Genomic DNA, 11,628 nt, shown 5'->3' with positions numbered 1-11,628 from the left:
GGACGGCGTCGGATCACCAACCGGCGTCTCAGCCGTTGGTGCGGGAACGCAGCGCGCGGTAGCCGCCGTCGACGTAGCGCACGTTGGTGTAGCCGCACTCGGCGATCTGCTCGGCGATCCGCGGGGCCTCCGATCGGACCGACACCACGGCGATCTCGGTGTCGCGGTCACGGATGACCGGAAAGGTGCCCGAGGGTGTGGGGGCGAACCGCGTCGGCACCTCGGTGGGATCGACCACGAGGGCACCCGGCAGGCTGCCCTGATGCCGCATCACCTGCGGACGTGCATCCACGACGACCGCGTTCCCCTCGCGGCTGTGATTCATTGCCTCTGCTGCTGAAATCGCATTCACCACTGACACCGGTGACTCACCAATCCTGTTGCTAGAAATATCCGTGTCTCATCATGCTCGCGTCGACCACCGCGTGATGATCCGCGCTTGGATGACCCCCGCTGACCAGGTTACGGAACGATCTCGAATTGACAAGTTTTCTCACGCAGCTCTCAGAACTGCGCAATTGTGCGCCACCTCTGGTAGGTGGACGCCGACGGGTCAGGAATGACGACCGCGGCCGGCCACGCGCGGCGACGGACGCTTGCCCCAGCTGTCACCGCGACGACCGTCTCGTCCGCCTCCATGACCTCCGGCGCCGCGCTTCGCACCACCACGTGTGCGCGGCGACCCCATGTCCTTGCGGATGTCGATCGGATTCTTGCCGATCTTCGTGTGCCGCAGATTGGACAGGGTCTCGTTGTCGAGGTCGTCCGGAAGTTCCACGAGGCTGAAGTCGTCGCGGATGCTGATGTTGCCGAAGTCGGCGCGGGTCAGGCCGCCCTCGTTGGCGATGGCACCGACGATCGCGCCGGGCGAGACCTTGTGTTTGCGGCCGACGGCGATCCGGTACGTCGCGAAGCTCGCGCCGGGGCGCCGCGGAGCACGCTCACGCTCCGGGCGCTTCTCGGACTGCGGCGGGTCCGGGGTCATCAGGAACCCGCCGTCCCGCGTCTCGAGTGCCAGCGCTGCGGCGATGTCGGCCATCGTGACATCGTTGTCCCGCGCGTAGTTCTCGATCAGCCCGCGGAACAGGTCGAGGTTCTCCGACGACAGGTTCTGCGTGATGGAGTCGGCGAACTTCGCCACCCGCTGGGCGTTGACGTCGTCGACACTGGGCAGGCCGATCTCGGTGAGCGTCTGCCGGGTGGCGCGTTCGATCGCGCGGAGCAGGTGACGTTCGCGCGGCGAGACGAACAGCAGCGCATTGCCCGACCGGCCGGCACGCCCGGTGCGGCCGATGCGGTGCACATATGACTCGGTGTCGTGCGGGATGTCGTAGTTGACGACGTGCGAGATGCGGTCCACGTCGAGTCCGCGCGCGGCGACGTCGGTCGCGACGAGGATGTCGATCGAACCGTTCTTGAGCTGGTTGATCGTTCGTTCGCGCTGCGCCTGGGCGAGGTCGCCGTTGATCGCGACCGCGGAGAATCCGCGGGAACGCAGCTTCTCGGCCAGCTCCTCGGTCGCCTGCTTGGTGCGGACGAACACGATCATGGCGTCGAAGGTCTCGACTTCGAGGAACCGCGTCAGTGCGTCCAGCTTGCGCTGGTGGGAGACCTGCAGATAGCGCTGCGTGATGTTCTGCGCGGTCGCGGTCTTCGACTTGACCGTGATCTCCTGCGGAGAGTTCAGGTACTTCTGCGCGAGACGGCGGATGGCACTGGGCATGGTCGCCGAGAACAGCGCGACCTGCTTGGTGTCCGGGGTCTCGGCCAGGATGCGCTCGACGTCCTCGGCGAAGCCCATCGTCAGCATCTCGTCGGCCTCGTCGAGGACGAGGAACTCGAGTCCCGAGATGTCGAGGGTCTTGCGGTCGAGGTGATCGATGACGCGCCCGGGCGTGCCGACGATGACCTGCGCGCCACGACGCAGACCGGCGAGCTGGACGCCGTAGGACTGCCCGCCGTAGATCGGCAGGACCTTCACCTCGGGCATGTGCGCCGAGTAGCGGCCGAAGGCCTCGGAGACCTGAAGGGCCAGTTCTCGGGTCGGCGCCAGGATCAGGGCCTGCGGCGTCCGCGCCGAGGTGTCCAGCCGGGACAGGATGGGGATGGCGAAGGCCGCGGTCTTACCGGTGCCGGTCTGCGCCAGGCCCACCACGTCGCGCCCCGACAGGAGGGTCGGGATCGTGGCCGCCTGGATCGGCGACGGCGTCTCGTAGCCGACATCGGTGACGGCGGCGCGGACCCGCGGATCGATTTCGAGGTCGTCGAACGAGCCGACGGAAGGGTCGGCCGGGGCGTCGTGCTCGCCGTGATCGGAAGTACTCATGCGGCGGAAGTCTCATTCATCGCCCTCAACTGTAGTGGCCCTCCACCAGAAAGTCGGCATCGTGCCCGTGCGAGGTCGCATCGGCCCCGTGAGCAGGGCATGAACCACGATTGTCGACCGGTGTGATGCATCCCACGAATACTGGTACTGTCAGTGCCACTCATCCGGCCATCGGCCCCGGTCACACGCATACCGATGTCCGGAATGTCCATTTGTTCTCCCGTCTCAGGAGTGCCATGCAGCAGCAGTACGCCACCCCGTCCGATCTCACGATCGACGACAAGGCGACGACCGTCGACACGATCCTGCGCTACCGCGCGGAGCGCCCAACGATGCCGCTCTTCCGCAAGCGCTCGCACAACCAATGGGTCAACGTCACCGCCAAGCACTTCACCGACGAGGTGGACGCGGTCGCCAAAGGTCTCATCGCCTCGGGCGTGCAGCCCGGGGACCGCGTCGCGATCCTGTCCTCCACCCGCTACGAGTGGACCGTCCTGGATTACGCGATCTGGCGCGCCGGAGCGTGCACCGTCGCGATCTACGAGACCTCCGCGCCCGACCAGGTCCAGTGGATCCTCGAGGACTCCGGCGCCACGTTGCTGTTCGTCGAGAACCACGAGCACTACACCCGCCACCTCCGGGTCATCGACGAGACGGCGACCCTCAAGGAAACCCTGGTCATCGACGAGCACGCGCTCCCCACGGTCACCAAGCGCGGCGCGAAGATCGCCGATGCCGACCTCGACCAGCGTCATGCGAACGCGTTGTCGTCCGATGCCGCCACGCTGATCTACACCTCGGGCACCACCGGACGTCCGAAAGGTGTGCTCCTGACCCACGCGAACTTCCTGGCCGAGACCGCCGCGACCCGCGACGCGGTCGGCGCCGGCATGCGCGAGGGCAAGTCGACGCTGCTCTTCCTGCCGCTGGCACACGTCTTCGCCCGCGTCGTCGCGGTCGGTTGTGTGGAGAACGGCGTGGTCCTCGGACACACCAATGATCTGACGAACCTCGTGGCCGACCTCGGCGTGTTCAAGCCGAACTACGTGCTGTCGGTGCCCCGCGTGTTCGAGAAGGTGTACAACTCCGCCAAGCAGAAGGCCTACGACGGCGGCAAGGGGTCGATCTTCGACAAGGCCACCGACACGGCGATCGAATACAGCAAGGCGATCGAGGCCGGCAAGGTCGGACTCGGCCTGAAGCTCCGCCACGCAGTCTTCGACAAGCTCGTCTACGGCAAGCTGCGCGACGCCCTGGGTGGCCAGTGTGAGGGCGCGATCTCCGGTGGCGCCCCGCTCGGTGCGCGCCTCGGTCACTTCTTCCGCGGCGTGGGCATCCCGGTGTACGAGGGCTACGGACTGTCGGAGACCACGGCTGCGGTGACCGCCAACAACGAGGACAACCAGAAGGTCGGCTCGGTCGGCCGACCGATCCCGGGCGTCACCGTCGCCATCGCCGAGGACGGCGAGGTCCTGCTCAAGGGACCGGTCGTGTTCGGCGGGTACTGGAAGAACCAGGCCGCCACCGACGACGCCATCCGCGACGGCTGGTTCCACACCGGAGACATCGGCACGCTCGACGACGGATACCTGTTCATCACCGGCCGCAAGAAGGAACTCATCGTCACCGCCGGCGGCAAGAACGTCTCCCCGGCCCAGCTCGAGGACACCATCCGGGCGCATCCTCTGGTGAGTCAGTGCCTCGTCGTCGGCGACAACAAGCCGTTCATCGCGGCGCTCATCACCATCGATGCCGAGGCCGTGCCCGGCTGGCTGGACCGTCACGGGCTGCCCGCCGACACACCGATCTCGGACCTGGTCGAGAACGCCGACCTCAAGGCGGAGATCGACGCCGCGGTGAAGGAGGCGAACACCAAGGTCTCCAACGCCGAGGCGATCAAGAAGTTCTCCATCCTCGACACCGACTTCACCATCGACACCGGTGAGCTCACCCCGACGATGAAGCTCAAGCGCAACGTGATCCACGACGCGCACAAGGAAGCGATCGCCGACCTCTACACCTGAGCAGAACTCATCACGACTCGCCGCGGCCCGGGATGCCCCCGGGCCGCGGTGCTGTCTATCGTGCAAGTCAATGAAACGAGACCTGGCCATCGACGCCACCCGTGGGGTGGCGATCTGGAGCATGATCACTGCGCATTTCGCGCATGAATCGACGCTGGCCACTCCGACTCACGCCTATCCCTACGTCGACGGCATGTCCGCGTTCGTGATGCTGTCGGGAATCGTCCTCGGCCTCGTCTACCAACGGTGGGTCACGCGTCACGGCCTCGCCTTCGCCTACAAGCGACTGGCCAAGCGGATCATCGTGCTCTATCTGTGCCAGCTGGCGATCGCGCTCGTCGCGGTCGCGGCCGCCCTGGCCGGCCACCGCTGGCTGACGCTCCTGCTGCCGGTCGACGGCTGGGGCGACGGCATCTGGCTCGCGCTGACGATGCAGTACCTGCCGAGCGGCGGCAACATCCTGCTGCTCTACATGGTTCTGCTGATCTCCGCGTTCGGACTCTTTCCGCTGTTGCGCCGGGGCTGGTGGGTCTGGGTTCTCGGCGCCTCGCTGGGTCTGTACGTGTTCTCGCTGATCTACTCCCCCGGGTGGTTCTACCTGAGCGCCTATCAGGCCGCCCCGCACATCCAGAACGTCGCCGGCTGGCAGATCATGTTCGTCCCCGCCCTGGTCATCGGCTGGAACTGGTCGCGCTGGCGGGTGCCGGAGTTCGTCGACCGGTGGCTCGTCGCGATCGTCGCCGTCGCCCTCGCGGTGGCGTTGTTCTTCCACTTCGGCATCGACTACGGCCCCTGGGCGCAGCTCGAGCCGTACGTCGCCGACAAACTCGACTTCCGTCCGGCGCGGGCGATCGGCGCGTATCTCGCGATCCCGGCCGTCTACGGGCTCTTCCGGCTACTACTCAAGTGGTGGCATCACGACTGGCTGCGTCCACTCGTCATGACCGGGACCCGCAGCCTCGACTCCTATGTCATCCAGGCGATCGCTCTCGTCGTGGTCCCCATCCACATCGCGCACCGCCCGTGGGACACGGTCACGATGGACGCCGTTGCTCTGCTGGTGTTCGCCACCTGCTGGGGCTGGGCCGAGTTCCGCTACTTCGCCCACGTCGACAAACTGCACAAGCTCCCGGTACGGGCGGTTCGCCTCATGCGTCCGCACCGACCCGAGATCACCCCGGGACCCGGGCCCGGCGTACCCACCCCGGAGACGTCGGACGCCGGCCGGGGAGCCGGACCGCTCGTCGACGACCAATCGGAGGCGGACCGGACCGGACCGAGTCGAACCGGGGCACGTACCGAGGAACCGATGGGAGTTCATCCGTGACGGGTGAGATGACACGCAGTGTGCATGCCGGGAACGACTCGTCGGGCCCATCGGTGCGGACTCCCATCACGATGGCGAACTCGTATCACCTACCGCCCGAACCCGAGACGATGAGCTGGTCGGGCACCGAGCAGCTGTTCTACACGCGCAACACCGGCGCCAACCAGGTTGCGTTGCAGGACAAGCTGGCCGCACTCGAAGAAGCCGACGACGCCGTCGTCCTCGCCTCGGGGGTGGCCGCCCTCCACGCCGTGTTCTTCACCTTCCTGTCCGCGGGTGACCACGTCGTCGTATCCGACACGACGTACGAGGCCACCTGGAAACTGTGGTCGGATCTGCTGCCGCGGAAGTACGGGATCGAGGCCACCTTCGTCGATGTCGGGGATCTCGACGCGACCCGCGCCGCCCTGCGCCCCGGAACCCGCATGCTGATCGCCGAGACGATCGCCAACCCGACGACCAAGGTCGCCGACATCGGCGCTCTCGCGCAGATCGCCTCCGACGCCGGCGCGCTGCTGCTCGTCGATTCGACCTTCACCCCACCCGTGCTGTACCGCCCGCTCGCCGACGGCGCCGACCTGGTCGTGCACTCGCTGACCAAGTACATCAACGGCCACGGCGACGCGATGGGTGGTGCCGTGCTCGGCCGGCCGGAACTGATCTCACAGATCCGGGAGCAGGCGATGGTCGAAGTCGGCGGCGTGATCTCGCCCTTCAATGCGTGGTTGATCGCCCGCGGCGCGATCACCCTGCCGCTGCGGTTCGCTCAGCACCAACGCAACGCCGAGCGGGTCGCCGCCTTCCTCGACGAGGACCCGCGTATCGCCTATGTGCGCTACCCGGGACTGGCGTCGCACCCCGAACACGACCTCGCGGCACGACAATTCGGCGGTCGCGGCTTCGGGGGCATGATGGCGTTCGCGGTCCGCGGCGATCCGGCCACCCAGAACCGCTTCGTCTCGGCGCTGACGACGATCACCTCGGCGGTGTCACTGGGTCACGACGAGTCGCTCATCGTGCATGTCGGTGCCGACGGGCCGCGGGTCGCCGCCTACCCCCAACCGTTCCGCGAGTGGGGACACTTGCGGTTCTCGGTGGGACTCGAGGATGCCGACGATCTCGTCGCCGACCTCGCCGCGGCACTGGACGCGACCTTCCCGGTTCGTTGAGCCTCCGCCGCAACCACTCTCAGGTCGCCTCGTAGAGAATCCCCCGGCCGATCGCTTCGCGGACCACGGGCAGCGCGGCCTCGGCGAGAGCATCGGCGTCGACGCCGTGGAAGTCGGCGAGGAGTTCGAGCAGGACGCCCAGCGGAACCTGTCCCCGACAGCCGGCGAGCAGCGCGCGCGAGATCTCGTCGACGCCCATCACGGCGCCGGGCCCGCCGGGCCGCCGGACAGCCGCCGATACCTGTTGCCAGCCCTCGTCACCCGGCAGCGAGTGTTCCTCGAGCATGACCGGCGCCACCGACAGACGCCGCGCGAGCAGTTGGTCGTCGGAGGTCTCACGCAGGTAGCGACGTCGCGCCAGGAACGCCTGCGCCTCGTATCCGGTCAGCTCTTCGCCTGCGCCGGTGATCTCCTCGATCACGACGTCGGGGTCGCGGTCTTCTCCCTCCAGCGGGGCCCGGGCGGTGATCGACCCCATCCCGATGGCGACGATGCCGTGGGCGTCGAACCACTCGAGCCACTCCGATCCTCGTCGCGCGGCGGTCGATTCGTCCTCACCGGCATCGGACAGCCACAGGGAGACGTAGCTGATCGGGTCGGCGACCTCCCGCTGCACGACCCACGCATCGAGTCCGGTGCCGGCGAGCCACGAACCGACCCTCTCCTGCCACGGTTCGCCGTCGCGGATCACCCAGTTGGCAAGGATCTGGGCGGTACCACCGGGATTCAGATACGCGGGCAGGTCGCGGACGAGTTGCTCGCACAGTCCGTCCCCGACGACGCCGGAGTCGCGGTAGATGTAGTCCTGTCCACCCGCGCCGACGACGAACGGCGGATTGGACACGATGAGGTCGAATCGTTCCCCGGCGACGGGTTCGAACATGCTCCCCGCGCGCAGATCCCACGACATCCCGTTGAGGCGGGCGGTCGCGGCGGCCAGCGCCAGCGCCCGCTCGTTGGTGTCGGTGGCCACGATCTGCTCACAGTGGGCGTCGAGATGCAGTGCCTGGATGCCGCATCCGGTACCGATGTCGAGCGCGCGGCGGACGGGTTCGCGGATGACGGCGCGGGCCAGCGAGATCGACGCGCCGCCGATGCCCAGGACATGGTCGCGAGCAACGGGTCCGGGCCTCATCGCGGCGTCCTGATCGGCGACGACGAGGTAGTCGCGGGTGTCATCGGCGTGCGGGCGGATGTCCAGGCGGGCGCGGAGCCGCGAACCGTCGACCCGTGCCAGCACGCCCTGGGCGACCAGCACGTCCGTCCCGGACGTCGGAAAAGCCGCGGCGACAGCGTCGTCGGGTTCGTCCGAACCCAGCAGGAACAGTCGGATGAGAGTGGCGAGCCGAGCGTGCTCGCCGGTGACCTCGCGCGTGACGGCGAGGGCCGGCCACCAGACGCCCCGGACGAGTGCCTCGTGGGCGTCGGTGCCGAGCAGGTCGGTGACGCCGTCGTTCGTGTATCCCGCCGACCGCAGATCGGCACCGAGCGCCGCGACCACGGTGTCGACGGTCAGCGGATGACCGGTCGCGTCGTCGGCGAGTGGCTGGGGTCGTCCCTGATCCGCGGTCACGGTCGCCAAGGCTACCGACGAGGCGGCCGCCCGTGGCCGGACGGGTTCAGCACGAGGCGAGGACCCGTCGCATGGCGTCGCGTTCGGCTGGGGTCACCCACAGTCCGTAGGACTTCTTGACCTCGATCTGCCGGCCGACGTAGGTACATCGGTACGCCTTGTTCGGCGGGAGCCAGGTGGCGGCGTCGCCGTCGCTCTTCTGCTGGTTCACAGTCCCGGAGACGGCCTGCAGATTTCTCGGATCGTTCGCGAACGCGATGCGCTTGTCCGCAGCCCATGCGGCAGCACCTTTCTGCCAGGCGTCCGACAGTGCGACGACGTGGTCGACCTGCACGAGCGCCGACGTCTCCTGTCCCCGCGTGAACGGGATCGTCGTACCGGTGTAGGGGTCGGCCAGCGTGCCGGTGAGGACTCGACAACCGTCGGCGTGGAACGTGATCCCGGTGAGGTCTCGCCGCAGGATGTCCTCCCGGGTCCGGCAGCCGTTGCGGCCGAATTGCACGTCGACCGCGTCGTCCCAGGCCCTGCCGAACCGGGTCCGCGCATAACCGGTCTTGGGCGCGCGACCCTTCACGTCAAGCGAGGCGAGGTCGGTCAGCGCACGATCGGCGGCGGGAGCCGAGGTCTGGGGTTGCGGTGACGGTGACGCAGACGAACCAATGGCGGGAGAAGTCGGTGTGGGTGGTCCCGATCCGGGCGCGGTGTCGATACCCGTCCCGGTCACGAACAGAGCGCTCGCCCCCACGGCGACCGACACTGCGGCGATCACCACCGACAACCATGCCGTTCGACGTCTCACCTCGGAATCGTTGCACGACGCACCGACAGTGCCGCCGGTCACCCGGTGCGCGGACATCCGCCGCGCACCTTAAGATTCGTTCGACTAACTTCCCCTTCGCGGACTGCACTGGTCGCGCACGACGCCGCGGTGGCGCACGGGCGTCGCTGTCGCCGGGGTACCAGACGACTATTCGGGTAGTGGGTGCATGAGTTCAGGTCGGGGCAATTCAGCACGGCGGGTACAGCCATGGGTTCTGCGGATCGTTGCCGTGTTCACGTTGACGATGTCGTTGCCCACCCTCGCCGGCGGGACGAGCACGGCCGCGATCCTCGGCAGCACGGCACCGTTCTCCGTGTCGCCGTTGCGCGCGACGCCGGTCCACGAGCTGACTCCGACGGTCGACCCGGAAACCGAGACCTACCCGGAACGGCTCGAGCGCATCGACAGCCTGACCCGCCCGCTGCTGCCGACGCCGAAGTCGCTCGACGGTGCCGAAACACGCTGCGCAAGCGGTGATTTCACAACCCTGTCCGTGGTGTACGACTCGATCTTCGAGTCGGTCTACGACGTCTTGCCGCCCTCCTTGCGGGCGTCGGCGCGCGCCAGCCGCATTGCGGCACACCGTGACATGAGCCGGTTGCACATCTCGACCCTCGCCGTGACCGAGCATCCGCTGACCCTCGGCGCCGACGACGACGATCCCGCAATCGACTACCGCGACCCCATCTCGCAGCTTCTCGTCTCCAACCTCCTCAAGATCCGCGACGGCAGACACGCCGAGGCGATCCCGCTCGGGAACATCACCGTCATCCAGGCCGTGGAAACGGTGTGGCTGTACATGTTCACCACCGTCCTGATCCCCGCACGGCTCCTCGTCGGGTCGGCACCCGACCTCGGCAGCCCGTTCGCCGGCACCGACGCCGACGGCCTGGCACAGTTCGTCACCTACAACTGGCTGATCTCCGCCTTCGTCTTCTCGGCCGAATTCGCCGTGAAGGCCCTCCTGCGCGCCACCGCGAAGACCGTTCTCGACCAGTGCGTCGCACGTGTGACCGAGGAGCAGCGCGCCCAGGCCGGGCGTCCGAGTGACACCGTCCGCTTCGACATCCCGATTCCGCCGATGGTGGCCGAGATCGCCGACCACCTAGCGCTGGCCGATGTCGAGACCTGCACGCCGATCGGCTCTCTCACGCTCGGTCGGCTGGTGCGGTACGTGTCCGAGCAGGCAGAGGAGAACAACCCCGCCGATGCGCCGCGGATCCGCGCCGAGACCACCCGGATCCTCGGCGTCATGCGCGGAATCCGCATCCACCACAACCTGATCCCGCTCGACCCGGCAGAAGAACGATCGGTCGGCGAACTGGGCGCGTCATTGTTCGGCTCGCTGATTCCGGTCTTCGGCGGCGCCCCGCTCGACATACTTCTGGGCATCGGACACAACCTCGGCCATGGGGCGGACCCCTGGGAGACCGTCTCCCTCGACGAGCTCACGGTCAGCAAGCCGATCACCGCGGCGCACTACGCCTACAAGCTCGCGCTGCACCTGATCCGCGAGGTCGGCAACGTCATCGAGCCGTCGATCCTCGGTGACAGCCCGCTGCGTCCGACCCGACTGCTCGTGACCGTCCTGGGGCTGCCGATGACCTACGGGCTGGTGACCGCGCATCACGTGATCCGGTCGATGTGTCTGCGTGTCGACGACACCTCGGGGAGCGGCTTGGGCGCCGAGGCGAATCGGCGGATCGCGACCGACTCCACCGCGCGTGCCGGTGCAACTCGCAATCGCGAATCCCCCCGACCGTCGGTGTCGAGAAGATCGGAACGGCCGCGCGCGACAAGCTCTATTCCGCACCCCGAGCCGCCCCGATTCGGCATTCCCGGCCTGAATTGACGCATTCGATCCGCATTCGACGGACTCATCTCGCGGCTATTCGACGTGAGTCCCGACACCAGGAATGCGGACGTCCATGATTCCGGCGAGTTGATCGACTACCGTGAACACCGTGTCGAAAATTCAGACGGTGACCTTTGTCGACGACCTTGACGGTCGCGAGCTCGATCCCCAAGACGCGCAAACGGTTTCGTGGTCATGGCTCGGAGTCGACTACGAACTCGACGTGTCCTCGGCCAATCTCGACAAGATCGAACAGGGAAAGGTGACCGTCGCGAAATTACTCAAGGCCTCGACTCGGGTCGGCGGCCGACGGCGGTCGCCATCAGCTCGGACGAAGACGAATTCCGGCGGCAGTGGCCCGTCGGCGAATGCCTCCATTCGCGAATGGGCAGCCGACAACGGTTACGAGGTGTCGGCCCGCGGCCGCATTCCGAACGACGTCGTCGAGGCATACAACGCCGCGCACTGACAGAGGTACCTTCAACCTGATCGCCAGGACCCGCGAGGGGCCTGGCGATCGGCGTCTTGTCACCG

At 67.4% G+C, this 11,628-nt stretch carries 9 protein-coding genes; 5 read left to right on the top strand and 4 right to left on the bottom strand.

Annotated elements, in window-relative coordinates; translation table 11 throughout:
* Window positions 1-28: 28 nt before the first annotated feature.
* Together AC3B5T_RS16560 and AC3B5T_RS16555 are read right to left on the bottom strand one after the other, a co-directional pair.
* Entirely contained in the window at window positions 29-361 is a 333-nt protein-coding gene (locus tag AC3B5T_RS16560; protein WP_488357748.1) for a rhodanese-like domain-containing protein, read from the bottom strand.
* A gap of 192 nt (window positions 362-553) precedes the next feature.
* Entirely contained in the window at window positions 554-2,326 is a 1,773-nt protein-coding gene (locus tag AC3B5T_RS16555) for a DEAD/DEAH box helicase (protein WP_010841681.1), read from the bottom strand.
* A 236-nt stretch (window positions 2,327-2,562) separates the two neighbouring features.
* Here AC3B5T_RS16555 and AC3B5T_RS16550 point away from each other — a divergent pair, with 236 nt between their 5' ends.
* The 3 genes from AC3B5T_RS16550 to AC3B5T_RS16540 all read left to right on the top strand — a co-directional run bounded on the left by AC3B5T_RS16550 (window position 2,563) and on the right by AC3B5T_RS16540 (window position 6,846).
* Complete coding sequence (locus AC3B5T_RS16550) at window positions 2,563-4,350, top strand: AMP-dependent synthetase/ligase (protein WP_488357747.1); 1,788 nt, start codon at window positions 2,563-2,565, stop codon at window positions 4,348-4,350.
* Between the two features lie 70 nt (window positions 4,351-4,420).
* The gene (opgC, locus tag AC3B5T_RS16545; RefSeq protein WP_488357746.1) at window positions 4,421-5,677 is read left to right on the top strand and encodes an OpgC domain-containing protein; all 1,257 of its coding nucleotides are present in this window, start codon (window positions 4,421-4,423) and stop codon (window positions 5,675-5,677) included.
* Window positions 5,678-5,685: 8 nt separating this feature from the next.
* Entirely contained in the window at window positions 5,686-6,846 is a 1,161-nt protein-coding gene (locus AC3B5T_RS16540) for a trans-sulfuration enzyme family protein (protein WP_488357745.1), read from the top strand.
* A gap of 19 nt (window positions 6,847-6,865) precedes the next feature.
* Here the strand turns inward: AC3B5T_RS16540 and AC3B5T_RS16535 are convergent, their stop codons facing one another.
* Both AC3B5T_RS16535 and AC3B5T_RS16530 read right to left on the bottom strand, forming a co-directional pair.
* Complete coding sequence (locus AC3B5T_RS16535) at window positions 6,866-8,419, bottom strand: DUF7782 domain-containing protein (protein ID WP_488357744.1); 1,554 nt, start codon at window positions 8,417-8,419, stop codon at window positions 6,866-6,868.
* Between the two features lie 46 nt (window positions 8,420-8,465).
* A complete protein-coding gene (locus AC3B5T_RS16530; protein WP_488357743.1) occupies window positions 8,466-9,275 on the bottom strand; it encodes an HNH endonuclease family protein in 810 nt (269 codons plus the stop codon).
* Between the two features lie 193 nt (window positions 9,276-9,468).
* On the opposite strand from AC3B5T_RS16530, the gene AC3B5T_RS16525 reads away from it, so the two are divergent.
* Together AC3B5T_RS16525 and AC3B5T_RS16520 are read left to right on the top strand one after the other, a co-directional pair.
* Window positions 9,469-11,091 carry a hypothetical protein gene (locus AC3B5T_RS16525; RefSeq protein WP_488357742.1) on the top strand — a complete coding sequence of 541 codons (1,623 nt, stop codon included), beginning with the start codon at window positions 9,469-9,471 and terminating at the stop codon, window positions 11,089-11,091.
* Window positions 11,092-11,203: 112 nt separating this feature from the next.
* Window positions 11,204-11,563, top strand: a complete 360-nt coding sequence (locus tag AC3B5T_RS16520) for a histone-like nucleoid-structuring protein Lsr2 (RefSeq protein ID WP_193748558.1) — start codon at window positions 11,204-11,206, stop codon at window positions 11,561-11,563.
* The last annotated feature ends 65 nt before the right edge of the window (window positions 11,564-11,628 follow it).

The organism is Gordonia sp. G4, from assembly GCF_057770005.1.
This window is presented reverse-complemented; position numbering and strand designations above follow the sequence as displayed.